This is a genomic window from Lawsonibacter sp. JLR.KK007 (genome assembly GCF_036941135.1).
GTDB lineage: Bacteria > Bacillota > Clostridia > Oscillospirales > Oscillospiraceae > Lawsonibacter.
This window is the reverse complement of sequence record NZ_JAYWSY010000002.1, coordinates 135,162-159,512: the sequence shown is the minus strand read 5'-3', so window position 1 is coordinate 159,512 and position 24,351 is coordinate 135,162. Positions and strand designations below refer to the sequence as shown.

The 24,351-nt window shown below is 55.9% G+C and carries 35 protein-coding genes, 1 tRNA gene and 1 pseudogene; 25 read left to right on the top strand and 12 right to left on the bottom strand.

Annotated features, from left to right (window positions below):
- Positions 1-131: 131 nt before the first annotated feature.
- From VV088_RS10525 to VV088_RS10455, 15 genes are all read left to right on the top strand, one after another.
- Positions 132-773: a LysM peptidoglycan-binding domain-containing protein gene (locus VV088_RS10525; protein WP_300346348.1), complete on the top strand. Its 642-nt coding sequence runs from the start codon at positions 132-134 to the stop codon at positions 771-773.
- Positions 770-1,735 (top strand): XkdQ/YqbQ family protein, encoded by a 966-nt coding sequence (locus VV088_RS10520; protein ID WP_160233036.1) that lies wholly within the window; start codon positions 770-772, stop codon positions 1,733-1,735. The genes VV088_RS10525 and VV088_RS10520 overlap by 4 nt, the downstream gene beginning before the upstream one ends.
- Complete coding sequence (locus VV088_RS10515; protein WP_251319914.1) at positions 1,725-2,147, top strand: DUF2577 domain-containing protein; 423 nt, start codon at positions 1,725-1,727, stop codon at positions 2,145-2,147. Before VV088_RS10520 ends, VV088_RS10515 begins: the two co-directional genes overlap by 11 nt.
- Positions 2,147-2,557 (top strand): DUF2634 domain-containing protein, encoded by a 411-nt coding sequence (locus VV088_RS10510; RefSeq protein ID WP_334600631.1) that lies wholly within the window; start codon positions 2,147-2,149, stop codon positions 2,555-2,557. The genes VV088_RS10515 and VV088_RS10510 overlap by 1 nt, the downstream gene beginning before the upstream one ends.
- The gene (locus VV088_RS10505; protein ID WP_160233038.1) at positions 2,558-3,775 is read left to right on the top strand and encodes a baseplate J/gp47 family protein; all 1,218 of its coding nucleotides are present in this window, start codon (positions 2,558-2,560) and stop codon (positions 3,773-3,775) included.
- Positions 3,768-4,397: a putative phage tail protein gene (locus VV088_RS10500; RefSeq protein WP_251319915.1), complete on the top strand. Its 630-nt coding sequence runs from the start codon at positions 3,768-3,770 to the stop codon at positions 4,395-4,397. The genes VV088_RS10505 and VV088_RS10500 overlap by 8 nt, the downstream gene beginning before the upstream one ends.
- 2 nt (positions 4,398-4,399) lie before the next feature.
- Positions 4,400-5,137 (top strand): phage tail-collar fiber domain-containing protein, encoded by a 738-nt coding sequence (locus tag VV088_RS10495; protein WP_160233040.1) that lies wholly within the window; start codon positions 4,400-4,402, stop codon positions 5,135-5,137.
- 2 nt (positions 5,138-5,139) lie between these two features.
- Positions 5,140-5,691: a hypothetical protein gene (locus tag VV088_RS10490; protein WP_160233041.1), complete on the top strand. Its 552-nt coding sequence runs from the start codon at positions 5,140-5,142 to the stop codon at positions 5,689-5,691.
- Between the two features lie 377 nt (positions 5,692-6,068).
- On the top strand, positions 6,069-7,094 hold the full coding sequence (locus tag VV088_RS10485; RefSeq protein ID WP_251319916.1) for an RNA-directed DNA polymerase: 1,026 nt from the start codon (positions 6,069-6,071) through the stop codon (positions 7,092-7,094).
- Positions 7,094-8,911: a DUF6273 domain-containing protein gene (locus VV088_RS10480; RefSeq protein ID WP_334600629.1), complete on the top strand. Its 1,818-nt coding sequence runs from the start codon at positions 7,094-7,096 to the stop codon at positions 8,909-8,911. Before VV088_RS10485 ends, VV088_RS10480 begins: the two co-directional genes overlap by 1 nt.
- Entirely contained in the window at positions 8,911-9,369 is a 459-nt protein-coding gene (locus VV088_RS10475) for a carbohydrate-binding protein (RefSeq protein ID WP_334600627.1), read from the top strand. Before VV088_RS10480 ends, VV088_RS10475 begins: the two co-directional genes overlap by 1 nt.
- A 13-nt stretch (positions 9,370-9,382) precedes the next feature.
- Positions 9,383-9,715 carry a serine/threonine protein kinase gene (locus VV088_RS10470; protein WP_251319988.1) on the top strand — a complete coding sequence of 111 codons (333 nt, stop codon included), beginning with the start codon at positions 9,383-9,385 and terminating at the stop codon, positions 9,713-9,715.
- A gap of 15 nt (positions 9,716-9,730) precedes the next feature.
- Complete coding sequence (locus tag VV088_RS10465; protein ID WP_251319989.1) at positions 9,731-10,009, top strand: hypothetical protein; 279 nt, start codon at positions 9,731-9,733, stop codon at positions 10,007-10,009.
- 16 nt (positions 10,010-10,025) lie between these two features.
- Positions 10,026-11,036: a C39 family peptidase gene (locus VV088_RS10460; protein ID WP_334600626.1), complete on the top strand. Its 1,011-nt coding sequence runs from the start codon at positions 10,026-10,028 to the stop codon at positions 11,034-11,036.
- A gap of 22 nt (positions 11,037-11,058) precedes the next feature.
- Positions 11,059-11,370 (top strand): hypothetical protein, encoded by a 312-nt coding sequence (locus VV088_RS10455; protein ID WP_334600624.1) that lies wholly within the window; start codon positions 11,059-11,061, stop codon positions 11,368-11,370.
- A 156-nt stretch (positions 11,371-11,526) separates the two neighbouring features.
- On the opposite strand, the gene VV088_RS10450 is transcribed toward VV088_RS10455, so the two are convergent.
- Entirely contained in the window at positions 11,527-12,141 is a 615-nt protein-coding gene (locus VV088_RS10450; RefSeq protein ID WP_334600623.1) for a hypothetical protein, read from the bottom strand.
- A 145-nt stretch (positions 12,142-12,286) separates the two neighbouring features.
- Here VV088_RS10450 and VV088_RS10445 point away from each other — a divergent pair, with 145 nt between their 5' ends.
- The 3 genes from VV088_RS10445 to VV088_RS10435 all read left to right on the top strand — a co-directional run bounded on the left by VV088_RS10445 (position 12,287) and on the right by VV088_RS10435 (position 14,017).
- Entirely contained in the window at positions 12,287-12,571 is a 285-nt protein-coding gene (locus VV088_RS10445) for a helix-turn-helix domain-containing protein (RefSeq protein WP_334600622.1), read from the top strand.
- A 100-nt stretch (positions 12,572-12,671) separates the two neighbouring features.
- Positions 12,672-12,917, top strand: a complete 246-nt coding sequence (locus tag VV088_RS10440) for a helix-turn-helix transcriptional regulator (protein ID WP_334600621.1) — start codon at positions 12,672-12,674, stop codon at positions 12,915-12,917.
- A gap of 59 nt (positions 12,918-12,976) precedes the next feature.
- On the top strand, positions 12,977-14,017 hold the full coding sequence (locus tag VV088_RS10435; protein ID WP_334600619.1) for an IS30 family transposase: 1,041 nt from the start codon (positions 12,977-12,979) through the stop codon (positions 14,015-14,017).
- A gap of 152 nt (positions 14,018-14,169) precedes the next feature.
- On the opposite strand, the gene VV088_RS10430 is transcribed toward VV088_RS10435, so the two are convergent.
- Together VV088_RS10430 and VV088_RS10425 are read right to left on the bottom strand one after the other, a co-directional pair.
- Entirely contained in the window at positions 14,170-15,045 is an 876-nt protein-coding gene (locus tag VV088_RS10430; protein WP_334600618.1) for a tyrosine-type recombinase/integrase, read from the bottom strand.
- Between the two features lie 130 nt (positions 15,046-15,175).
- Positions 15,176-15,252: transfer RNA gene (locus VV088_RS10425), tRNA-Pro, on the bottom strand.
- 230 nt (positions 15,253-15,482) lie between these two features.
- On the opposite strand from VV088_RS10425, the gene VV088_RS10420 reads away from it, so the two are divergent.
- The 3 genes from VV088_RS10420 to VV088_RS10410 are packed head-to-tail and all read left to right on the top strand — an operon-like array spanning position 15,483 to position 16,196.
- Positions 15,483-15,725 carry a helix-turn-helix domain-containing protein gene (locus VV088_RS10420; protein WP_334602060.1) on the top strand — a complete coding sequence of 81 codons (243 nt, stop codon included), beginning with the start codon at positions 15,483-15,485 and terminating at the stop codon, positions 15,723-15,725.
- Between the two features lie 4 nt (positions 15,726-15,729).
- Positions 15,730-15,951 (top strand): hypothetical protein, encoded by a 222-nt coding sequence (locus VV088_RS10415; protein WP_334600617.1) that lies wholly within the window; start codon positions 15,730-15,732, stop codon positions 15,949-15,951.
- On the top strand, positions 15,948-16,196 hold the full coding sequence (locus VV088_RS10410) for a hypothetical protein (RefSeq protein WP_334600616.1): 249 nt from the start codon (positions 15,948-15,950) through the stop codon (positions 16,194-16,196). The genes VV088_RS10415 and VV088_RS10410 overlap by 4 nt, the downstream gene beginning before the upstream one ends.
- Before the next feature lie 50 nt (positions 16,197-16,246).
- Here VV088_RS10410 and istB (VV088_RS10405) read toward each other — a convergent pair whose 3' ends face one another.
- The 3 genes from istB (VV088_RS10405) to istA are packed head-to-tail and all read right to left on the bottom strand — an operon-like array spanning position 16,247 to position 18,316.
- Positions 16,247-17,044, bottom strand: a complete 798-nt coding sequence (gene istB, locus VV088_RS10405; RefSeq protein WP_334600614.1) for an IS21-like element helper ATPase IstB — start codon at positions 17,042-17,044, stop codon at positions 16,247-16,249.
- A complete protein-coding gene (locus VV088_RS22760) occupies positions 17,037-17,669 on the bottom strand; it encodes a Mu transposase domain-containing protein (protein WP_442913142.1) in 633 nt (210 codons plus the stop codon). The genes istB (VV088_RS10405) and VV088_RS22760 overlap by 8 nt, the downstream gene beginning before the upstream one ends.
- A 35-nt stretch (positions 17,670-17,704) precedes the next feature.
- Positions 17,705-18,316, bottom strand: a complete 612-nt coding sequence (gene istA, locus VV088_RS10395; protein ID WP_334600613.1) for an IS21 family transposase — start codon at positions 18,314-18,316, stop codon at positions 17,705-17,707.
- Between the two features lie 130 nt (positions 18,317-18,446).
- Here istA and VV088_RS10390 point away from each other — a divergent pair, with 130 nt between their 5' ends.
- The 3 genes from VV088_RS10390 to istB (VV088_RS10380) are packed head-to-tail and all read left to right on the top strand — an operon-like array spanning position 18,447 to position 20,270.
- Positions 18,447-18,812: a DDE-type integrase/transposase/recombinase gene (locus tag VV088_RS10390; protein WP_334599652.1), complete on the top strand. Its 366-nt coding sequence runs from the start codon at positions 18,447-18,449 to the stop codon at positions 18,810-18,812.
- 35 nt (positions 18,813-18,847) lie between these two features.
- Positions 18,848-19,480 carry a Mu transposase domain-containing protein gene (locus tag VV088_RS22755; RefSeq protein WP_442913141.1) on the top strand — a complete coding sequence of 211 codons (633 nt, stop codon included), beginning with the start codon at positions 18,848-18,850 and terminating at the stop codon, positions 19,478-19,480.
- On the top strand, positions 19,473-20,270 hold the full coding sequence (gene istB, locus VV088_RS10380; protein ID WP_334600612.1) for an IS21-like element helper ATPase IstB: 798 nt from the start codon (positions 19,473-19,475) through the stop codon (positions 20,268-20,270). Before VV088_RS22755 ends, istB (VV088_RS10380) begins: the two co-directional genes overlap by 8 nt.
- A gap of 65 nt (positions 20,271-20,335) precedes the next feature.
- On the opposite strand, the gene VV088_RS10375 is transcribed toward istB (VV088_RS10380), so the two are convergent.
- The 4 genes from VV088_RS10375 to VV088_RS10360 all read right to left on the bottom strand — a co-directional run bounded on the left by VV088_RS10375 (position 20,336) and on the right by VV088_RS10360 (position 22,053).
- On the bottom strand, positions 20,336-20,494 hold the full coding sequence (locus VV088_RS10375; RefSeq protein WP_334600611.1) for a hypothetical protein: 159 nt from the start codon (positions 20,492-20,494) through the stop codon (positions 20,336-20,338).
- Between the two features lie 85 nt (positions 20,495-20,579).
- Positions 20,580-20,753 carry a DUF3846 domain-containing protein gene (locus VV088_RS10370; RefSeq protein WP_334600610.1) on the bottom strand — a complete coding sequence of 58 codons (174 nt, stop codon included), beginning with the start codon at positions 20,751-20,753 and terminating at the stop codon, positions 20,580-20,582.
- Positions 20,754-20,763: 10 nt separating this feature from the next.
- Positions 20,764-20,910, bottom strand: coding sequence for a hypothetical protein (locus VV088_RS10365; RefSeq protein ID WP_334600608.1), 147 nt, complete (start codon positions 20,908-20,910; stop codon positions 20,764-20,766).
- Positions 20,911-20,940: 30 nt separating this feature from the next.
- Positions 20,941-22,053: a DUF6017 domain-containing protein gene (locus VV088_RS10360; RefSeq protein ID WP_334600607.1), complete on the bottom strand. Its 1,113-nt coding sequence runs from the start codon at positions 22,051-22,053 to the stop codon at positions 20,941-20,943.
- 193 nt (positions 22,054-22,246) lie between these two features.
- Here VV088_RS10360 and VV088_RS10355 point away from each other — a divergent pair.
- A pseudogene (locus VV088_RS10355) lies at positions 22,247-23,006 on the top strand (IS5 family transposase).
- A 61-nt stretch (positions 23,007-23,067) separates the two neighbouring features.
- Here VV088_RS10355 and VV088_RS10350 read toward each other — a convergent pair.
- Positions 23,068-23,514: a DUF5348 domain-containing protein gene (locus tag VV088_RS10350; protein ID WP_334600606.1), complete on the bottom strand. Its 447-nt coding sequence runs from the start codon at positions 23,512-23,514 to the stop codon at positions 23,068-23,070.
- Between the two features lie 14 nt (positions 23,515-23,528).
- The gene (locus VV088_RS10345; protein ID WP_334600604.1) at positions 23,529-24,032 is read right to left on the bottom strand and encodes a hypothetical protein; all 504 of its coding nucleotides are present in this window, start codon (positions 24,030-24,032) and stop codon (positions 23,529-23,531) included.
- Positions 24,033-24,351: the final 319 nt, after the last annotated feature.

Genomic DNA, 24,351 nt, shown 5'->3' with positions numbered 1-24,351 from the left:
TAAAAGTCAGTTTAAGGCATGACCGGCATGACCAACAAAATTGACGGCGGTGCAGACCTGGATGGCGTCATCCGGGAGCTGACAGACGGCTTTACTGAGGCCCTGGTCACCGCCGCTGAGGGGGTGCACGCATGAGCTATGCCTGTTATCTGGCCGGGGTGCAAATGCCCACCCCGGCCAAGCTGACTGTGAAAATCAAGAACAAAAACAAAACCCTCATCCTACTCAATGAGGGTGAAATCAATTTCCTGCGCACGCCGGGCCTCACGGAGATTGTGGTGCCGTTTGTTTTCCCCATGCTGACCGGCAGGTCCCCGGACTACTACCTGGGGACCTTGGAACGGCTCAAGACCTCCAAGGAGCCCACCCAATTCATCCTTGTGCGGTGCTCCCCGGATGGGCGGACCCTCTACGACACCAACATGAGGGTGAGCGTGGAGGACTACAACATCGTGGAGGACGCCACCAAGGGCCTGGACGTGGCCGTGGATGTCAACCTCAAGCAATGGAGGCCCTACGGGACCAAGACCGCCACTGTGGAACAGCCTGCCGAAAGCGGCCAGGCGGCCACGGTGACGGTGGAAAAAGAGCGGGACGCCAGCACGGCTCCCACCGCCAAGACCTACACGGTCAAGGCCGGTGACAGCCTGTGGGCCATCGCCGCCAAGTATTACGGCAAGGGGGCCGAATACTCAAAGATTGCCAGCGCAAACACGGACAAAATCAGCAATCCCAATTTAATCTATCCGGGGCAGGTGCTCACCATCCCATGACCTATGAGCTGATTATCCAGCACAATGGGACAGTGATGTTTCCCGCCGTGGTGGAGGACGTGACCATAGAGTGGGAGCGCCAGGGACAGCCCGGAAAACTATCCTTTGAGGTAGTAAAGACGGACGGCCTGAGCTTTCAAGAGGGGGACCCCTGCCGTTTTTCCGTGGACGGCTCCCCCATTTTCTATGGCTTTGTCTTTGAGAAATCCCGCAAGGGCAGCAACCCCAAGGTCATCAAGGTCACCGCCTATGACCAGCTCTATTACCTCAAGAATAAGGACACATACGTCTACACCGATAAAACCGCCACGGAGGTCATCCAGATGGTGGCGGATGACTTCCAGCTCAACCTTGGAAGTTTGGAGGGCACCGGCCACAAGATTGCAAGCCGGGTGGAGGACAACCAAACCCTCTTTGACATCATCCAAAACGCCTTGGACGAAACCCTCAAGGCCACCGGCAAGATGTATGTGCTTTTCGATGACGCCGGAAAGCTGACCCTCAAGGCGCTGGGGAGTATGAAACTGGGCATGGTCATTGACGATGAAACCGCCGGTGATTATGATTATAAAAGCTCCATTGCCTCCCAGACCTATGACAAAATCAAGCTGTCCTATGAGAACAAGGACACCGGCAAGCGGGAAATCTACATTGCCCAGGACGGCTCACACATCAACCAGTGGGGCGTCCTGCAATACTATGAAAAAATCGACAGCACCGCCAACGCAAAGGCGATGGCGGACGCCCTGCTGGACCTCTACAACACCAAGACCCGGACGCTCAAGCTCCAGGACGTTTTGGGGGACGTGCGGGTCCGGGCGGGCACGCTGCTGGTGGTGACCCTGGGCCTGGGGGACATCAACCTCTCCAACTACCTCATGGTGGAACAGGTCAAGCACACTTTCAAGGAGAGCGTGCACCTTATGGACTTGAAAATGAGGGGTGGTACATTTGTCGCTTGACATCAATGAGCTGGTCAAGGCGGTCAAGCAGGCCGCCGTGGAGGCCGTGCGGGCGGAGGCTCCTGTGGCCGTGTGCTATGGCACCGTGACCTCCGCCTCCCCGCTCAAAATCCAGGTGGACCAAAAAAAGACCCTGACCGACCCCCAACTCATCCTCACCGACAACGTGCGGGACTTCAATGTGGAGATGTCCACCATTGAGGGCACGGGCAAAAGCCTGGGGCCGCACTACACGGAGGACGAAAGCGGCGGCTCCGGCTATCCGGCCTTTGCGGCCCACAAGCACCGATACCAGGGCCGGAAAAAGTGGCGAGTGCACAACGCCCTCAAGGTAGGGGAAAAGGTCATCCTGCTGCGCTGTGACGGCGGGCAAAAATACATTGTTTTGGACAGATGGGAGGCGAGAGAATAATGGCAACTTTACCCACCACGGGGGATGACCTGGACCTCATCACCTTTGTCATGGGCGAACAGCCCGGATATACCCACAAGCTGGACATTGACCGGCAGCGGGTGAGCGGCATGACGGACAAGCGGGATGCGCTTTATCAGGCCATCTATCTCATTTTGAATTCGGAGCGCTACGCCTACCCTATCTATTCCCGCAATTACGGCTCCGAATTTTCGGACCTCATAGGCAAGCCCAAGGACTATGCCATGAGCGAGATGAAACGCCGCATCACGGAGGCGCTGGAGCAGGATGACCGCATCACCGGCGTGGGCAACTGGAGCTTTGAAACGGGCAGAAAAACGGTCCTGGCCAACTTCACCGTCTACACCATCTATGGTGAGATAGACTTTTCAAAGGAGGTTGAGGTGTAGATGTTTGAATACAACACCTATGAGGTGCTGGTCAAAAGCGCTCTTTCCCGTGTGTCCAATGACATTGACAAACGGGAGGGCTCCATGGTGTTCAACGGCGTGGCTCCCTCCATGGCGGAGCTGGCCCAGCTCTTTATAGGGCTTGACTTCGTTTTTAAGGCCACCTACCTGCTGACCGCCCCCAGGGAATACCTCATCAAGCGGGCCTCTGACCGCAACATGGCCCCCAAGCCCGCCAGCCCCGCCGTGTTCCGGGCGGAGTGTAACATTGAGGTGCCGCTGGGCACCCGTTTCTCCTGCGAGGACATCAACTTTGTGGTGACCGCCCGCATGGAGGAGGCTGACACAGAGGACGCCGTGAGCCATGAGGTGACCTGCGAAAAGGCCGGAGCCCTGGGCAACGGCTACACCGGGCATCTCATCCCCGTGGAGTATGTGAACGGGCTGACCCGTGCGGAGCTGGTGGAGCTGCTGGTGCCCGGTGAGGACGATGAGGAAACAGAGGCTTTCCGCCAAAGGGTGCTGGACAGCTTTCAATCCCAGGCCTTTGGCGGCAACCAGGCGGACTACAAGGAAAAGGTGCTTGCCATGCCCGGCGTGGCCGCCCTCAAGGTCCACCCCGTCTGGAATGAGGGGCTGAGGCCCAGCACCCTCATCCCCGGCGATGAGGTCACAGCCTGGCTGGAGGCCTCTGTGGGGGCCCTGGAGCCCGCTGTGGCGGCCTGGCTGACCGCCGTATATACAGCGGCCAAGGACAAGCTGCTGACCGTTGGAGGCACCGTCAAGCTGGTCCTGCTGGCCGCCAACAACACCGTCCCCACCGACACCCTCATTGATGAGGTGCAGACGGCGGTGGACCCCACGGAAAACGCCGGGGAGGGCCTGGGGCTTGCCCCCATCGGCCATGTGGTCCATGTGACCGGCGTGACCCCGGAGCCCGTCAACGTCACCCTCAACCTGACCTTTGCCCCCGGCTGGAGCTGGGAGGCGGTGCAGAGCTATGTGACGGGCGCTCTGGACGCCTATTTTTCGGAGCTGACCGGGCAATGGTCCAGCTCCGATTTTTTGACCGTGCGCATTTCCCAGATTGAGAGCCGTATTTTGTCCGCCTGCCCCACGATGGTCACGGACATTGGCGGCACGAAAATCAACGGGAAAGAGGAAAACCTGGTGCTGGGCCCGGACAGCATCCCGGTGAGGGGGGCTGTGAGTGGATAGAAAGCTCATCAACTACCTGCCCCCGGTGCTGCGGGATGTTACGGAATTTAAGGCCATCAACGATGCCAACGAGCCGGAAATCTCCCTTGCATGGGACGGCCTTGACCGGGTGATGGCCAATCAATTCCTGGATGACGCCGATGAGCGGGGGGTGTCCGTGTGGGAGCAGGAGCTAAAAATCCACCCCAAGGACACGGACACGCTGGCGGTCCGCAAGGCCCGTGTCAAAGCCCTGTGGAACCGGGAGCTGCCCTATACGGTCCCCTGGCTCAAGAACTGGCTCCAAGGCCTGTGCGGGCCCCAGGGCTATGAGGTGGCCATCGTGGACTACTCCATCCACATCCAGCTTGACTATACCATCCTGCCGGACGCCGCCCTCATTGCGGAGCAAATCATGGACCTGCTGCTGGCGGTCCGTCCCTCTAATATGTGGATGCTCATGGTGTCCTTTGTGCAATCGGATGGCATCGTGCAGATGGGGGCCATGACGGAGCGGTCCGTCTACATGGACGTGTGGCCCATGCTGGTCAATGAGCTGGAAAGCGCTGGCGGTGTCAGCATGGCCGGGCCGCTGGAGTATCACGCCACCGTTGAAATCTACCCATACAAGGAGGAGCAATAAAAATGCCTGATATTGAGAAACGATACGGCACGAAAATCACCGCCGTGGGGGCCGCCCGCATCACTGCCTGCGTTCTGGCGGGCACCAAGCTGAAAATCACCCAGGCCGCCGCCGGTGACGGTGGTGGGGGCTACTATGTGCCCACGGTGGACCAAACGGAGCTGGTGGCAGAGCTGTGGCGGGGCCCCATCGTGTCTGCCGTGCAAAATCCCGCCGTGCCCAATATGCTGGATGTCAAAATCGTCATTGATGACAGCGTGGGCAATTTTGTCTGCCGTGAGATGGGGCTTTTCAGTGAGGACGGTGAGCTCATCGCCATTTGCAACACCCCGGACACGGAAAAGGTGGCCATCTCCACCGGCGTGGACGGGCGGCTCACCATGGTCATGCACATTGTTGTGGCGGACGCCTCCGTGCTGGAGTTTACCATCATCCCCGCCCTGGACGTGGTGAGCCGGGAGGACCTGGAGCGGGCTATTTCTGAGCACAACACGGACCCCGCCGCCCATGAGGACATCCGGCAGGCCATCACGGACGCCGTGGAAACCCATGACAACGCTGCCGATGTGCACCCGGAACTCCAGAACACGGTGGGAGGCATTGACGCCCGCCTGGCTGTCCTGGAGCTGAAATACGGCACCAACATCACCGGCAACTCTTTCACCGTGACCTTTGCCGCCCTCACCGGGCTGGTGGTGACTGGCGTGTGGAATGAAACCTACCAGCGGGTGGAGTTTTAGCCATGCCCAATTATGACATCATCCCTCTGGCCCTTGACCTGCTGGAGTACACCATCCAGCGGGTCAAGGCCAAGGAGGCCGAATACCGGCAGGTCAAGGGCTACGTCATGGAAAACTGCCAGCTTGTGGAGCGGGTGCTTTACGAAAAGGTCAAGGATGACGGCAAGCCCCATTTCCCCAAATCCCAGACGTTCCACCTGTGCGCCCGGCTGGAGGACTGTGCCGCTGACATCCTGGAAAAGTGCATCTCCGCCGATGGCCGTTTCTTTGAAACGGAGTATGAGGAGCGGCTGCGGGACCTGGACGTTGTGGTGGTCAAGTGTGACACCATGCTCCAGTATATCAACCTCAGCTTTAAGAAAGGGTACATTTCCGGGGACCAATGCCACTACTGGGCGGAGATGGTCCGCCCGGTCAAGCAAAAGGCCTTTAACTGGCGGAGGAATGACGGCACCCGTGCCGCCGCACTTCGGGAGGCCAAGGCGGCCCAGGAGCTTGCCCAGATGGCGCAAATGGCCCAGCAGATTGCGGAGGCCATGCAGCGGAGCCCCTAAAGCGGATATACCAGCCAAAGGCTGTTATATTTGGGTGTGACCTATATTTTGCGTTTTCCCCGAACACGAACAACACCAACAACGCCTGGAACTTGAACTCCGATGGCAACCTCAACAACAACAACTGCTCCAACACCAACGGGTCCCGCCCCGCTCTGATGGTCAAGGCCGGACTGAGTAGGCCCAAAGCCGAAAACAGCGCCATCCATCACATCAAAGGAGGTCACATCCAGCCTTGAGTTTTTCAAGGCAAACACATTGCGCCGATGCCGCCCGCCCGGCATTGAACGGGAGGGGGCTGCTGGTCCTGTCACCCGGCACCTAAACGGCGCATGATGAGAGGATGGCCAGCCGTACAAAGACAGGAGGCCACCCGCTTGAGATTTTCCGATATTTGCACCTTTGCGGTGCTCTACGCCGCATATCTTGCCGCCCGGAGGGGCAAGCGCTCCAGAGCTGCCACGGCCCACTACGAGGCCCACCTGCTGGAGCGCATCATCAACCTGGTCTATATCCTCCGCACGAAAATATATAGGCCGGGCCGTTTCCGTGTGTTCTACGTTTTCGAGCCCAAGAAAAGGCTGGTGCAGGCCCCGGCGTTTGTGGACAAAGTGGTCCAGCACGCCATAGTGGACAATCTGCTCTATGACCGCATCACGCACAGCTTTATCCTGGATAACTACGCATCCCAAAAGGGCAAGGGCCTCCACTTCGGCCTGGACCGCCTCAAGGGCTTTTTCACGGAATACTGGAACAAATACCGCACGGCGGAGGGCTGGGTCCTCAAGTGTGATGTGCGCAAATTCTTTGCAAGTATAGACCATGACAGGCTCAAGGAAAAGCTGCAAAAGCTGGACCTTGAGCCTGTTGTTTATGACCTGCTCTGTACTTACATCGACTGCTCAGACGGCTTGCCCCTGGGCTATCAGACCAGCCAGCTCTTTGCCCTGCTATTCCTGGACGATTTTGACCACTTCGTCAAAGAACGGCTCCACATCCGCTGGTATGGCCGGTATATGGATGACTTTTTCCTCATCCACCCGGACAAGGAATATTTGCAATTTTGCCTCCGGGAAATCAAGGCCTACATGGCCAGCCTGGGGCTGGAGCTCAATGAGAAAACCCAGATTTTCCCCTTGCGCAACGGGATTGACTTTTTGGGCTTTCACACCTACCTCACGGACAGCGGCAAGGTCATCCGCAAGCTGCGGCACAGCAGCGTCAAGCGGATGCGGTCCAAGCTCCGCCGGTGGGAGCGGGACTACCCCACGGGGCAGGTCACCCGTGAGGAAATCCTGCAATCTTGGCAGGCGTGGGATGCCCACGCCGCTCACGGCAACACCTGGCTCCTGCGCCAGCAAGTGCGGGACCGTGTGCAAAACATTCTAAAGGAGGTCATCTAATGGCAACTGTCACCCTTGGCAGCAAGGCAGAGGGCTCCATCATCAAGCTCAAGGAAAACGGCGTGCTGGTGGAGTTTTACATTGCCAAGCAGAACTATGAAAGCGGGCTGAACGGAGCCGGGCGGGTGCTGGTGGTCCGCAAGGACTATTATGACCAGCGCCAGTGGCACAGCTCCAACATCAACGCCTACGCCAGCAGCGCCATTGACACCTGGCTCAACGGCACCTACAAGAACCTGCTGGACGCCAACATCCGCACGGCGATGGGCACCACCAAAATCTACTACACTCCCGGCAACGGGAACAACAGCAAGACCACCTTGCAGCGGTCCGTGTTCCTGCTGTCCGCCACGGAGCTGGGCCAGTCCCACACCTACATGAACGCTGAGGGCACGGCGCTGTCCAGCACGGTCCTCAATCTGCTGAAAATCGCAAAGCTGAATGGCTCCGCATATCCTCAGTGGACCCGTTCCCCGCTCACGAACAGCACCAACGTCGCCTGGCTCTTGAACTCCGATGGCAGCCTCGGCAACAACTACTGCTCCCACACCTACGGGTCCCGCCCCACTTTCACTCTCCCCTCCTCCCTCTATGTCAGCGATGACGGCTCTGTGTCCGTCAACACCGCTCCCGGCACCCCCTCCAGTATCAGCTACCCCACCAGCATCAACGGCGGCACGGACATCACCGTGAGCTGGGGAGCGTCCACGGACGCTGAGGGCAACCTTGCGGGCTATGTCGTGGAGCGGAGCACCAACGGCGGCACCTCCTGGTCCCAAATCTACCAGGGCAGCGCCCGGAGCACCACCAACAACGTGGCCTTTGGCACCACCTCCGTCATGTACCGGGTCCGGGCCTATGACACAGAGGGCCTTAACTCCGGCTGGAAAACCGGCAGCAACATCACGGTGGTCAACAACCGGGCCCCCTCTGCCCCCGGCTCCATCACGGTGCCCGCCGCCGTCCGGGGTGGGAGCACTCTGCCTGTCTCCTGGACCCGTGCCACGGACAGCGATGACAACCTCAGCGGCTATGAGCTGGAGCGGAACGTCAACGGCGGTGCCTGGGCCCAGGTCTACAAGGGCTCTGCCCTGACCTTTACGGACACCATCACCGCCGGGTGGAATACGGTGGCCTATCGTGTCCGGGCCTATGACACCTTGAACGCCACCAGCTCCTATGCCACCAGCGATACCCGCACGGTGGACAATAACGCCTATCCCGTCATCACCAGTGACACGGCCTCCGGCACCAACCTGGGCACCAAAAATGTGGGCTTTGACCTCACCTATACCGTGACGGATGCAGACGGGGACACGGTGACCGTCAAGGAGTACATGGACAACGTGCTCATGCGGACCTATACGGCCACCCTGGGCCAGTCCAACACGTTCCAAGCCGTCACCGCCGCCAATTTCCAGAAAGTGCTCAACGGGGACCACACCCTCAAGGTGGTGGCCAATGACGGCAAGGCGGACAGCGACCCCTACACCGTGACCTTTACCAAAAAGGTCACCAGCGCCAGCATCACCCTGGCGGAGCCTCTGGAGGCCGATGACGCCATCACCGTCATGGTCCTCAACATTGTGGGCGCTCTGCCCGTTGACGCTGTGCTCCGGGTCCTGGTCACCAACAACGCCAAGGACGCCGCCCCCGTGTGGGAGGACGCCACGGCGGGCATCAAGAGCGGGGCCAACCACGTCTTTGAGAACAAGACCGCCGCCAACGGCTTTGCGTTCAACTTCAAGCTGGACGTGAGCCGGGGGGCCAGTGACACCGGCGGCTATATTTCCAGCATCGGAGGTGCTTTTGAGTAATGGGAGTGCAGTACACAAAAAACAGCCTCAAGGCCATCAATGAGGCCAAGCTCTATGCCAAGCAGCGGGAGGACGCCGCCGCCATCGCCTTTGTGGTGCTGGCGGAAAATGGCCAGATTGACGCCGTGACCGCCGCCGAACAGTCCACCCTCTTTGCGGAGTGGGTGCCCAGCGTCAACTACACCGTGGGCAACCTCCGCCAGTACGGCGGCACCCTTTACCGCTGTGTCCAGGCTCACAAATCCCAGGAGGGGTGGGAGCCGGACAAGGCCGCATCCCTCTGGGCGGTGACCTCTGACCCGGCGGAGAAGTGGCCCGCCTGGAGCCAGCCCCTGGGGGCCCATGACGCATACAGCGCCGGGGCCCAGGTGAGCCACAAAGGCAAGCATTGGACCTCTACCGTGGACGGAAACGTCTGGGAGCCCGGCGTCTATGGCTGGGATGAGGTCACCGAATAAGGAGGGGGACATCATGGTCATTGAGCTTTCTGTCGGGGGCCTGGTCACGCTGCTGGGCCTCCCCACCGCCATTACTGCCTTTTGTTTTTGGCTGCTCCAGCAGCGCATCACAAAGCGGGACAAAGCCCAGGAGGAGCGGGAGCGTGCCCGTGAGAAAAATGAGGTGCTTATCATCAAAGGGGTGGGGGCCGCCATCGCTCTGGGGGAGGCTACGGCGGAGGCCGTCCAGCGCATCCCGGACGCACACTGTAACGGTGATATGCACGCCGCCCTGGAATATGCCCGCAAGGTCAAGCATGAACACAAGGAATTTTTGACGGAGCAAAGCGTCCAGGCGCTTTACTGAGGAGGGCGGCATTGGATGGAGTTTTCCAAGAAAATGCTGGTGCTACACATCTTCATCTCCGTGGTCCTGTGCGCCATCACCGTGGCCGGGACCCTCCGGGGGTGGGATGTTACCGCCATTGCCGTCCTTGCGGGCACCTCCCTGGTGACAGACGGAACCTGGGGCGGCTTTTACCTGTGGAAGTCCAAGAACGAAAACCGGGCTAAATATGCCCAGCGCTTTCTCAACCGCTTTGCGGACAAGTATGGGGCGGACATCGCCCTCCGTGCGGCTGAAATCGTGCTGAAAGACTAAAGGAGGAAATCACGTCATGAACAAGAAACCCGTTTCCTACCTCCAGACTGACCCCCGCTGGAAATCCAAGCCCTACCGGGTCAAGGGCGAAAGTGCCACCATCGGCGGCTCCGGCTGTGGTCCTACGGCGGCGGCCATGATTATCGAAACCATGACCGGCAAGAAGTACACCCCAGAGGACGCCTGCAACTGGAGCATGGCCCACGGTTACAAGGCCCTGGGCAACGGCACCTATTACGGTTATTTCAAGCCCCAGTTTGCGGAGTTTGGCATTGACTGTGATATGCTGAACTGGACCAAGACCTATGGCAAGCCTGACCACGCCAATCACAAAAAGGTCTTTGAAATGCTCAAACAGGGCTATTATTTTATTGCCCTTATGGGTCCGGGCCTGTGGACTACCGGGGGCCACTTCGTGGTCCTTTGGTGGGAGGACGGCAAGGTCCGCATCAATGACCCCGCCAGCACGAAAGATGCCCGCCTCAACGGGGACCTCAAGACCTTTAAGAGCCAGGTGTCTTATTATTGGTGGATTGATGCCCGGAAGTTTAACGGGTACGGCTCCGCTGTCAAGCCCCCGGTGGCCTCTACCGGCACTCCTGGAACCGTCAAGCCCCCGGCCAACGGCCCCAAGGTGGGTGACATCGTGGAGTTTACCGGCTCCGCTCATTATTACAGCGCCAACGCCACCAAGAGCTCCCCCTGCAAGCCCGGCAAGGCCGAGGTCACTCAGGCCTTTAATGGCAAGCACCCCTATCATCTCATCGCCGTCAAGGGCGGTGGCTCCACCGTCTACGGCTGGGTGGACGCCGCTGACATCGCCGTGGAGGCCTCCGCCGCCATCGCCAAGGGCTCCACTGTCAAGGTCAAGGCCGGAGCCAAGACCTACACCGGCGGGGGCCTGGCCTCTTTCGTCTACGCCAACACCTACACGGTGCTGGAGCTGTCCGGGGACCGGGCCGTCATCGGCCAGGGCAAGGCGGTCACCGCCGCCGTCAACATCAAGGACCTCACCCTTGTGGGGTAAAATAACCGGGAGGTAAAAAGTTATGGAAAGCATTTTCGACTGGTCCGTCATTCTCAGCATCGTGGGCGTCCTGGTGGTGCTCACTAACATCATCGTCCAGGTCCTCAAAAAGCTCACCTGGGACCGGCTCCCCACCAACATCCTGGCCGTCATCGTGGCCATGGGCCTGACCCTGGCAGCGTTCTTCGCCTGGTGCCAGGTCAAGGGCCTGGCCGTGGTATGGTACATGGTGGTGGCCGCCGCTGTGGTGGGCTTTATGGTGGCCTACGCCGCAATGTTTGGCTTTGACAAGCTGCGGGAGGTCATTTTACAGCTTGAAAAGAAAAAGGAGTAAATCCCCCGGCGGGAAATGCCCCTGTGCGGCCCGTAAAGGCCCCCACAAGGGCCGTCAAGGCCGGGAGGGGTAAGATACCCCGCCGCCCTGGGTGGGGCTGTTTTTTCCAATGGAAAAAAGCCGGAGGGGCCTGCTGGCCTCTCCGGCTTTTTGTGTTTATGCTGTCTTTACCCACCGAGGAATAAGTGCAATATACTCCTCCAGTGTGAGCCCGCTGACACTCTCAGCGTTTCCGCTTCGCTTTATATACTGCATCCATGTACTCCGGCCCCTGAGCTTTATTTTTCCAAGGTATGCCCTGCCGCTACTTACAGAAATAGCTCCGTTTGACATCCGGGTGACTTTATAATCTTTTGGTTTGCCTGAAACAAAGAGTGCGGCATCCAAAGCCTTAAAAAATTTAAGCTCATCCTCTGTGGCATCCGGCGGAGCTCCAACGGGGCGCTCCTGCAATTCACGAAAACCCATCTCAATGAGGTGTGGCACCTCCCTGTCCTCAATGGGCTTGCCATCTGTCCGATACATAACGCTGCCTGTGCTGACATAAGCGTCCACGGGCTGGGGTGGCTCAATCACATCCAAAGACATTTGCGGAGGCTTGACCTCTACCTTTTTTCTCCGTAACAACAGAACGGCCAGCCCACCAAAAACAGCAGCTAAAATAAGCATCGCTGGCTGCCGCTCCTGAGTGGCGGCAATAACACTGCCCAGGGCCATAAGAACACAAAACACGCCAAGAAACACACGAAAAATGGATGTCAGCTTTTTCACCTTTTCGCCCTCTCTTTCTTGTTCTTCTTGACCTTTTCAAACCCCATTATATCTGGCCTCCGCCGTGCTGTCAAGCAGTAGAGCCTATTTGATAATGACTTGACGGCCATGCAAAGTATAATTATTTCGAGAGGGGGCGCTGCGGATGATTGCGGAGAAAATAAAGGCGTTAAGAGAGGCAAGGGGCTGGGCGCAAGCGGAGCTTGCCCGCCGTATGGGCATCACCCGCAACGGCGTGAACTCCTGGGAGCAGGGGCTTTCCGTCCCGTCCCCGGCCAGCATCGTGGAGCTGGCAAAGACCTTTTCCGTGTCTACGGACTACCTCCTGGGCCTGGAGCCCCTGGCCAGCATTAACGTGTCTGGCCTTGACGAAAAGGACGTGGCAACGCTGGCCATGCTTGCGGACCGGCTGAGGGCCACAAAGGATTGAAAATTGCCCGGCAAAAATTTCTTTTTGCACGGGCTTTTTTCTATCTTGACAATATACAACTTTTGTTGTATAGTAGGGAAAACAAAGGAGGTGCTGTCCAATGGGCCAAACAAAAAGCAGACTTCAAAGCACACGCTTGGTGCATGATTTTTCACAATCTGAGCTGGCCACCGCCGCCGGTATCAATGGCCGGGTGCTCCAGACCTATGAGCAGGGAGGCCGTGACCTGTGCGGTGCAAAGCTGGCCACACTCCTCAAAATCTGCCTTGCCCTCAACTGCAAGCTGGAGGACATCCTGCCGGACGGAGAAACGGCGGAGCTGTTGGAGCGATACCAGGCCAGATGACAACACACGGGCAAGCGGGGTGGCGACACCCCGCTTTTACTATTTTCTGGAGGTGCAACATGAACCACAAAGGAGCCACCCATTTCACACTCAATGACCGGCAAACCCTGGAGCGGATGCTGAGAAAAGGCTTTAAGCCCAAAGCCATTGCAGACGCCCTGGGCAAGTGTGAGCGGTCCATCTACTACGAAATAGGCCGGGGCCTGTGCATCCAGCGCACCACGGACCTCATTGATGTTGAGGTCTACTGTGCGGATGTGGCACACCGCAGGTATAAGGCTTTTCTCAAGGAAAAGGGCAAGGAGCTCAAAATCGGCCATGACCATGCCCTTGTCAAGCGGCTGGAGGAGCTCATCATGGTCCAGGGCTTTGCCCCTGGTGCCGCCCTTGCGGAAATCCGAAACAACGGGGAGAAGTTTGACACGGAAATCTGTGAGAATACGGTCTATAATTACATCTACCGTGGGGACGTGTTCCTCTTTCTGACCCCGGAGCACCTGCATGACAAGGGCCGCCGCCACTACGCCGCCAAGAGCAAAAAGGAGGCGGCCAGGGCTCCCCGTGGCCAGAGCATCGAAAAGCGCCCGGAGGAGGTCAAGAGCCGGGGCAGTTTTGGGCACTGGGAGATGGACAGCGTTATGGGGTGCAAGGGCTCCAAGCAAGCCCTCCTGGTGCTGACAGAGCGGAGGACCCGCATGGGGATTGTCCTGCTGGTGGAGGACCACACGGCGGCCAGCGTGGTCAAGGCCATCAATAGCCTGGAGCGGCGCTTTGGTAAACTGTTCTATAAACTTTTTAAGAGCATCACCGTTGACAACGGCTGTGAGTTTCAAGACTTCGAGGGCATAGAGATGTCCCACCGGCGCAAGGGCAAGCGGACTATTGTGTTTTTCTGCCACCCGTACAGCGCCTATGAGCGGGGCAGCAATGAGAACATGAACCGGCTGATTAGACGGTTTTTCCCCAAAGGCACCAACTTTGATGAGGTCACAAAGGAGGAGGTGATGGCAGCGGAGCGGTGGGTCAACAACTACCCCCGCAAGATACTGGGCTGGAAGTCCGCCACCATGCTCTTTGACCAGGAGCTCCAGGCGGCGTAACGCCCCGGTCCTATATAAGCGTACCAGCCGAATGGGATTGACCCATCCGGCTGGCTTGTCATGTCATTTTGTTGTGAAAACGCATAAAATATGCCCGCCTCACTTATGCAAGGTGCTATTCTTTCTTGTCTTTTGCAAATTTCTCTTGACTTTTAGGTACTTGGAAGAATCGGGATAGTCCGAACACTGTTAGCAGTTTTTGGCGTATTGACCACTACGCCGCTCTGAGGGGTATAGGAGACGCTACGCTCGATACGAATAGTACTGGCCTGTGTGTCAATATCTCCCCATTGTAGGCCCATACATTCCCCTCTGCGTACCCCTGTAGTGATTAGCAGTTGGAGGATACAGCGGAAGTTCAGAGGGCAGGATTCAAGGAGCAAAAAGAACTGTGCCGCTTGCTCTGGCGTTAAAGCGTCTACGGACTTTCTCTCTTTGTGTGGAGTGTCGACCAGCCGCATAGGATTCTTTGTTATCAGCTCATGCCGTTCTGCGTAACTGAATATCTGATTCAATACCCCGTGTTGGTGCCGTACTGACTTTGGAGACAGAGGCTTCCCCAGCTTGCTCCTGTAGTCCGTCCCCAGGTATGTCAGGTATCTTTGAATATCAAAAGGGCTGATTTCCTGTAAGATAGAACCCTTGAAATATTCCATGATAGGTTTTGACATGTTCTCAAAGAAAGCTACTGTAGTAGGCTTATGGCTCCCGCTCCTGACTTGCAGAGGTAGCCAAATCTCAGAAACGAAGCTGTTAAAATCATCGTGTCTTTTCTCAGGAGGGAGGGAGTAGCTTTTGCCAATTGCCAAAGCAGCCATTTCCCTTTCATATTCAGCCCTTGCAGTATCTTCCCATTCTAGGGCAGCTTTCTCAGCGGCCCTATCAGCTTGAAAGACCTTCATCCCCTCTGGTGGGACCCATGTTGTGCAGCGGAAAATTTGTTTGCCCTGAGTATTTCTGCCCACACAGGTTTTGAATTTGTAAGACACGATTCTGCCAGATTTTCGCTTTGGAGTAATGCTTGCCATTGATAACACCCTTTCCAGTGAATCAATGGTTTTCATCATCTGTTGACCTAATTGTTGACCTGCTTACATATTTTTCCAATTCAGCGTAAAGTAAAAAGCCTTGTAGTTCTTAGAACCACAAGGCTTTCATTGGTCCGAGTGACTGGATTCGAACCAGCGGCCTCTTGAACCCCATTCAAGCGCGATACCAAACTTCGCCACACCCGGAAATTGGTACTCTGTACCAGACAGCTTATGTATAATACCACGTCCGGAAGAAAAAAGCAACCCCTTTTTGAAAAAATTTTCGGCGGCGTAGGTTGTAATATTAAATGCGAAAGAACACGAAGCCCCCAAAGCGGGGCGGGAGAGTTCTTCCGCATTTATTTTTTTATACCATGAAGCGCGGAAAATGTCAATAAGAGGGGTGAAAAAGCATGGCGGGAAGGTAAAAATACCTGACGTTTGAAGATCGGCAGAAAATCGAAGTGTGGCACGCCCGCGGGGATCGCCCGCTTGAAATTGCCGCGCGGCTGGGCGTGCATACGGCGACGATCTACAACGAGTTAAAGCGCGGCTACGTCGGGGAGCTGGACAGCAGGCAAAGGGAAATCTACAAAGCGGAGCGGGCGCAAGCAACCGTTCAGGAGCATTTCAAGCGGCGGGGCCGGACGGCGGCCACGGCTGGGAAGGGAGGTTAAGACCGTGACACAGTATGAACGGATCACGGAAAGCCCGCAGGTGTTGGCGGCCTTCCTTCGGGAATTGCCCGTATTAGAAGCCCCGTGGGATCAGGCTTTCCAGAAGCAGTATTGCGCGGGGTGCGCCGCCACAGATTGCGACGCTTGCCCGAATGAGGCGTGCCGGAATAATCCGGCGTGGTGGCTGGCGCAGGCGGCCACAGAAGAACGGGGGCGTTCAGAATGAGCATTTGCCGGGGGTGCGGGCGTGAAATCGACTGGATCAGGACGGTTGCCGGAAAGAATATGCCCGTTGATCCCGCGCCCGTCTTTGTAATCGAAGGCGGCGGGAATGACCGCTTTGTAACGGGCGAAGGGGAGGTTATCACCGGACGCATTGCCCGCCCGGAAGAGGAAAGCCGCGATCTTCCCGTTGCATTTGTGCCGCATTGGATGACTTGTCCGAATGTCAACACCGATATGAAATTGTAAGAAAAGGCCGAAGAAATTTTGTCATTTTTCGGCGGTGGTAGGTAACAAAATCAGCAGCTGCCTTGCTCAAAAAGAGTGTTCACGATTTGCTGCTTCTGGCGCATAAATTCCTTGCGTTCTTTCAGGCGGTAAGACTCGCCCTTGATATTGATGACGGTGCAGTGATGCAGGACACGGTCCAGGATGGCGGAGGCGATGGTGACGTCGGCAAAGACCTCGTTCCACTGGGAGAAGGTCTTGTTGGAGGTAAAGACGGTGGACGTCTTCTCATATCGCCTGGCAATCAACTGGAAGAACAGGTTTGCGCCCTGGATGTCCATGGGGAGGTAGCCGACCTCGTCGATGATAAGCATCCTGTACTTGGCGAGAACCTTGAGCTTGTCCGGCAGACGGTTCTCAAAATGGGCCTTCTTGAGCTGCTCAATAAGCTGGTGGCAGTTGATGTAGTAGGTGGAAAAGCGATGCTGTGCCGCCACAAGGCCCAGAGCGGAGGCCAGATGGGTCTTGCCCACGCCGGGCGGGCCAAGGAAGACCACATTCTCCCCGTTTTCCAGGAAGCGCATGGTGGCCAACTCATCGATCTGACGCTTGTCGATGGAGGGCTGGAAGGAGAAATCGAAGTCGTCCAAGGTCTTCTTGATGGGGAAGCCGGACATCTGGATCTGCTTCTCATAGGCCCGTCTCCGCTTGGATTTGGCTTCTTCTGAGAAAATGTGATCCAAAACCTCCACAATGTTGAGCTTGTCCGCCACGGCCCGTTCCAGGTAATTGTCCAGAATCTCCAGGGTGTTTTTCATCTTAAGGCTTTCCAGGTTTTCCCTCAGCCTGTCCATGGTAAATTCACTCATACAGCACCTCGTCATATCTGGACAAATCCGATGGTTTCAAGGGAAAATCAATCACTTTGCCCTGTTCCAGCAGAACATTTTCCGCATCTATTGTCTGTTTCAGCGTAAGCCTTCTATAATGCTGAGGATTGACAACCATGTCCTTCCTTTGGTACGATATTCGGTGCAGAGCGATCTGCTTCCCCTCGTAATATGCTGCTAACATGCTGTCGAGGGCCACGACTGCCACATCTTTGCCGACGTACTCCGCTGGCACGGAGTACTGATTGCCGGCGTAGGAGATGAGGCAGTCTTTTTGTACTCGCCTCAGGTTGATTTTGTCGATAATGTACTCGCGGGAGAGAGGGCTCAGCCCCTCTTTTTGTAGCCGCTCAAAAGGAATCTCGCTGGTGGTGGCGTGGACTTTCCCATTGACCTTGTTGCACCAGGCCAGGGCCTGTCCGTTCAAGTCCGCCAGACTGTTGTACTGGATCCCCACCATGAAATTATCTCTGACAAACTGCACCGTCCGCTCCACTTTCCCCTTCGTCTGACCCCGGTAGGGGCGGCACAGGATGGGCTTGAATCCATAGAATCCCGCAAAGTCCTCAAACTGCCGGTTCAGCGTGGAGTCCTCCTGCTTCAAAAGCCGCTTGATGACTACCTGCTTTTGGATGGCTCTTAGCGGCTTTGCCGCTTAGAGCCATCGCATCCCCCTTGCGGGGACATGTTATCGTACAGAATCTCCTCAGGGTATCCTCCAAAGTACCGAAATGCGTTCTGATGGCACCGTATCAACGTGTTTGTGCTCATATCCGTTACGAACTCGATATACCGCATCCGCGAATACCCCAGAATCATGAGAAAGCAATACAGCTTCTTCCACTTTCCGTCCTCGTATACCAGGTGATCCTCGAAGAATCCCCAGTCCATCTGCCCCTGCTTCCCCGGCATCGTCTCAAACCGCACTGTTGCTTTCTCATTCAAGTCCATCTTCCGGCTGCTCACATACGCCTTGACGATGCTGTAGCCCCCGTCAAATCCCATCTCCCGCAGCTTCTCCAGGATCCGCAGCGCTGAATACGGCGCCTCTTCCAGCCACTCGTCCACGATCTGCTTGTACGGGTCCATCTTTGTTGGCTTGGGTTCGCTCAATGTGTACTCCGGCTTCTGCGGCGATTCCGCGTACCGCTTTGCTGTCCGCGGGTCCATGTGGTACTTCCGGCCCAGCTCCACATAGCTCAGCCCTTTTTGTCTGTCGCTTCGGATATCCATCCACTGTGCTCCTTTCATTTCCTGACTCCCTTTCCGGGCTCTTTCTCGCCCTGATTGGAAGTCTATCTTTTTTCCCTCCTCTCCGCCACAAAACTACATTTTTTCCTCGGCGTTTTCTTTCATTTTATCATTGGCGCTGACACGGAAGATGGGGTTTGACGGAGGTTACAGTATTGTCAAGGCGTATGTGAGCAGCCGGAAGATGGACTTGAATGAGAAGGCAACGGTGCGGTTTGAGACGATGCCAGGAAAGCAAGGGCAGATGGACTGGGGATTCTTCGAGGATCACCTGGTGTACGAGGATGGGAAGTGGAAAAAACTGTACTGTTTTCTCATGATACTGGGGTACTCAAGGATGCGGTACATCGAGTTCGTAACGGATATGAGCACAAACACGTTGATACGGTGCCATCAGAACGCGTTTCGGTATTTCGGAGGCTACCCGGAGGAGATTCTGTATGATAACATGTCCCCGCAAGGGGGATGCGATGGCTCTAAGCGGCAAAGCCGCTAAGAGCCATCCAAAAGCAGGTAGTCATCAAGCGGCTTTTGAAGCAGGAGGACTCCACGCTAAACCGGCAGTTTGAGGACTTCGCGGGATTCTATGGATTCAAGCCAATTCTGTGCCGGCCCTACCGGGGTCAGACCAAGGGGAAAGTGGAGCGGACGGTTCAGTTTGTCAGAGATAATTTCATGGTGGGGATCCAGTACAACAGTCTGGCGGACTTGAACGGACAGGCCCTGGCCTGGTGCAATAAGGTCAATGGGAAAGTCCACGCCACCACCAACGAGATTCCCTTTGAGCGGTTGAAAAAAGAGGGGCTGAGCCCTCTCTCCCGCGAGTACATTATCGACAAAATCAACCTGAGGCGAGTACAAAAAGACTGCCTCATCTCGTACGCCGGCAATCAGTACTCCGTGCCAGCGGAGTATATCGGCAAAGATGTGGCAGTCGTGGCCCTCGACAGTATGCTGGCTGCGTATTACGAGGGAAAGCAGATCGCTCTGCACCGAATATCGTATCAGAGAAAGGACATGGTTGTCAATCCTCAGCATTATAGAAGGCTTACGCTGAAACAGACAATAGATGCGGAAAATGTTCTGCTGGAACAGGGCAAAGTGATAGATTTCCCCTTGAAGCCCTCTGATTTATCCAGATATGACGAGGTGCTGTATGAGTGAATTTACTATGGACAGGCTGAGGGAAAACCTGGAAAGCCTTAAGATGAAAAACACCCTGGAGATTCTGGACAATTACCTGGAACGGGCGGTGGCGGACAAGCTCAACATTGTGGAGGTTTTGGATCACATTTTCTCAGAAGAAGCCAAATCCAAGCGGAGACGGGCCTATGAGAAGCAGATCCAGATGTCTGGCTTCCCCATCAAGAAGACCTTGGACGACTTCGATTTCTCCTTCCAGCCCTCCATCGACAAGCGTCAGATCGATGAGTTGGCCACCATGCGCTTCCTGGAAAACGGGGAGAATGTGGTCTTCCTTGGCCCGCCCGGCGTGGGCAAGACCCATCTGGCCTCCGCCCTGGGCCTTGTGGCGGCACAGCATCGCTTTTCCACCTGCTACATCAACTGCCATCAGCTTATTGAGCAGCTGAAAAAGGCTCATTTTGAGAACCGTCTGCCGGACAAGCTCAAGGTTCTCGCCAAGTACAGGATGCTTATCATCGACGAGATCGGCTGCCTCCCCATGGACATCCAGGGCGCAAACCTGTTCTTCCAGTTGATTGCCAGAAGGTATGAAAAAACGTCTACCGTCTTTACCTCCAACAAGACCTTCTCCCAGTGGAACGAGGTCTTTGCCGACGTCACCATCGCCTCCGCCATCCTGGACCGTGTCCTGCATCACTGCACCGTTATCAACATCAAGGGCGAGTCTTACCGCCTGAAAGAACGCAAGGAATTTATGCGCCAGAAGCAGCAAATCGTGAACACTCTTTTTGAGCAAGGAAACGCTTGATTTTGTCCCCCCCCCCCCCTTACCGCCGAAAAACAACAAAATTTCTTCGGCGTTTTCTTACAATTTCATATCGGCGTTGACACCCAATGGCCGTAGGCGTCGCCGTAGTCGGTGATCTTGTTGGCATTGGCGGCATGGGCGTTGACCGCTAAAAGGCTGACCATCATCACCGCCGCCAGGAACAGAGAAAAGAATCGCTTTAGATTGGGAAATTTGATGCTCATTTTGCCTCCTTCCGTTGTTTTGAATTATCATGGGCCGCTATCTACTAAGGCGGGACCAGCAGGCGGCGGAGCAGATGGCGGTTGGTCAATCCTTATCGCCTCCTTCCGGGCCGGACGTGGCGAAGTAGGCTTCAAATTCCCGCTGCTGGGCAGGGGTCAGGGAGGTAAAGTGTTCCCCCTCAAAGCCGCACAGCAGGAACGTCCCGGCGATAAAGTCCCCGCTGTCCGTGGGATTCTCCCGGTTGGGCATGAGTTTCATGTTCTTGCCCTCACCGTTGCAGATCAGCATGACCCGCTGGGGCAGATAGCACCCGGCCGCCCACAATCTGCTGAAAGGCTTCCAGCGTATCCTCCACCTGGGCAGGGCGGGGAGCCTCACAGGGTTCTATCACCAGAATGTCGATTTTGTTTGCCATACAGAAAATCCTCCTTCGTCTGTCCAGTTGTTATATTCCAGCGGCGTCCTGGGCCAGATCGTGACTGACCAGGGATGCGTAATACTGGCTGATGGTTGTGGGCGCGTTGTAGAGCGCAGCTAGGGTGTACGCCTTGATGTTCTTTACCAGCGTGGTATTCTGGCTCAGACTGTCCAGAACATAGGCGATATGCTCATGGTTCAGCTTCAGGAACCGGCTCTTAACCACACCGATAGCCATTTCCTCGCCAGCAATGCGGATGAAGTCCCGCCGGGAACAGCAGACCTCCACCATCAGCTCCACATAGCCCTCCAGCGTTTCCTCATCGTAGGGATGCTCTTGGAGCAGGAGGTCAAAGTCGATATTTTCTTTTATCAGCTCTCGGTATCTATCCATCTCATCTATCCTCATCCGGCTCTTGGGCCGACCGGAGTCCCCGCCGCAAACCAGCGGAGCGTTTGCGGTGGGGAGAGACGGAGCAGCGCAGCGAGTGAGCTTTGCCGCTTGCGGCGAAGCGAAGGATGCGGAGCTTGCGACGGCGAGGGTAGGGGGAAAGATGGATGGGTCAGTATCGTTCAGTTCAGTTTTCTTTCTCTCAGTCTTATTAGGGGCGGAAAAACCGCCGTCTTGACCGCGCGTTTCCAGCGGTGCAGACTGCGGTTTTTCCGCAGTCAAGAGTGCGGCACGGTCCAGCGGTCTTGACTGCTGATTTTCCGCAGTCTGAGAAGCCGGGGGCGGCGGTGCCTGTTCCGGCTGCTGGGGCTGGCCCGGTTCCGGGGGCAGAATGAAGTTTTTGATGTAAATCCGCGTGGGCCGTCCCTGGCCCTGCTTCTTCCGCTCGATCAGGCCGATGCCGTCCTTGTCCAGCTCCCGGAACAGCTTCGTGGCCTTGTCCTTCCCGCAGCTCATGAGGTTCATAGCGTCCTCCTGGGTGAAGTAGATGTAGACGCGCTTATCCCCGTCCATCCAGCCGTTTTTCACTGACAGTCCCATCCGGTCCAGCAGAAGGCCGTAGAGGACCTTGGCCTCAATGGAAACGCTCTTATACCGGGGGTCGGTGAGCAAGGTCTTGGGGATACGGTAAAAGCTGTATTGGTCCGCTTCGGTCCCGTAGTAGTAGTCCAGATTCAGATTTGACGGCATGGTGATTGCCTCCTTTGCAATGTGCGGAGAAACAAAAAAGCGCCCCGGCGACCATAATAGTCACCGGGGCGCTCATGCTCCTGCCGCTTGTTGGTTTGTTCGTAAACGCAAAAAGCTCGCCCTCAGCTGATTGTTAGGGCTTGTTTGAAAAATAAATATTGCACAAATCGATGGTAAGTGCGAAAATAGAGGAATGAAGAGATATGAATTGACAAAAGGACAATGGGAACGAGTGAAAGCAGTGCTTCCACCCCCAAAGACAGGGAAACGAGGCCGGCCTCGGAAAGAAGACCGAAAAATGCTCAATGGAATGCTATGGATTGCCCGCAGCGGAGCGCAGTGGCGGGAACTGCCGGAGGTGTATGGCCCCTGGCAGTCCGTTTATGCCCGATTTGCCAAATGGCGGGATGATGGTACATTGGAAGCGATATTTCACGCCTTGTCCGAAGATGCAGATATGGAAAATCTGAGTTTGGACTCTACTTGCGTTAAGGTTCACGAAAGCGCCAATGGAGGGGGAAAAAACGGCGAATAAGGCAATTGGGCGAACCAGAGGTGGGTTAAATACAAAGCTGCACGCAATTGTGGACGGGCTGGGGAACCCGGTTGAATTTATGCTGTCTGCGGGGAATGCCCATGATTCAGTCCATGCCGTTGAACTGCTGGAAAAGGTCACGATCAGAGGTAGTAATGTATTGGCAGATCGTGCTTATGGGGCAAAGAATATTCGAACTTACATTTCAGAACAAGGAGCCTGCTATGTGATCCCGCCGCAGAGCAATGTTTCTGAGCCATGGCCGGTAGATTGGTGGTTATACAAAGAGCGCCATTTGGTTGAATGCTTCTTCCAAAAGCTTAAATGGTTTCGCAGAATTGCCACCAGATATGACAAGTTAGATGCTTCTTTTCTTGCCTTCGTTTACTTGGCTTCTATTGCTATTTTGTTGATTTAGCCTACTCCTTGCTATTTTTCAAACAAGGCCTAGTCAGTTGCGGGTGGGCTTCTCTGATGGATTATGCTGCCGATCTCACACGGACGCGCAGCCCCTCCATGGGGAGGCCCTTGTAGCCAACGAGGTAGTAGTCCTCTCCGTTGTGTTCCACGGTAGTCCGGGTCCAGTAGGGGACATCGTGGTATTCGTCCGTTACCAGGGCCTCGATGCTGCTGCAACAATCGTAGTAGCGGCCCTTCGCCGTGCGGTACTTCCCGGCGGTCCCTTTCCGCAGACGGCTGACCTCCGTGATGGGCCGGTTAAGGTAGGAAATGTATTCCTCCACGTCCGCCAGCTTGTCCGTGATGCGCCGCAGTTCCTCCCAAAGAAGAAGCTGCTCGCCATCGGTAAAATCAATGTCAAGGCCGCTCAGATCGTCATAGTCCGTGTAGGTAGAGAATTTGAGAAACTGCGAAATGCTCCGGTTCAGCTTGACAGCCTCCGAAAGCGCCGCCTGTAAATCTGCCATGCTGGGCCTCCTTCCTATGTGTGTTCTTTTAAGGTCTGCTGGACAGACTGGATATGCGCCAGCCACTGCTGAAGGATTTTCTCGTTCGCCCATCCCTGATATTTCCAATGCTCCGGGTTCTGGACGTTTTCCAGCTCTGTCAAAAGGGACGGCAAATCATTTTCTGTGACAATGAAGTTTTTGATATGGTACTCAACCGGATCGTAGTTCTCACCGATATAATCATAGACGACCAATTCACCGGTCTGATAATAGTCGTAGAGACACTCTGCAACAAGAAGTGCCGCATTGATAAAGTCGTGCATAAGCGTTTCGCTGATATAGAAATCTGTGATCTTCGACGGCGGCTTCTGCTTGTATTGCTCGATTTCCTCTTGAATGGTTTGGTTCAAAAGTGTAATGGCCTCCGACACATTGAAAACAGTAAAATTTACGTTTCTCAATTGTTCTGCCACAATAGTGTCCAGCAGGTCTAGGCCATCGTCACTTTGCCTTACGGTGATGCCCCAGGCTCCCATTTTAACCTCCTTCGTGGTCTGAAAAATTTGTCCTTTAAGTGCAGCCTTGGTTTTTCACCCCCTCCCGCAGGCCCCATTTGAGGGCCGTTTTTAGTGGAAAAAGAATAAGGACAAACCGCTAACCCGTTGCAACACAAGGGTTTTCCGATTTGTCCTTATTATGCCATAAGGGCACAGCTTTGCAGTTGCGTCCCTCCGGGCTGGGGATGATATCAAGACTGTCCAGGGCAATCTGGGCCACCACGCCGCTGCCTTTACGCTGGACGTGTATGGGCATGTCACAGAGGAGATGAAACAGGCCAGCGCTGACCGAATGGAA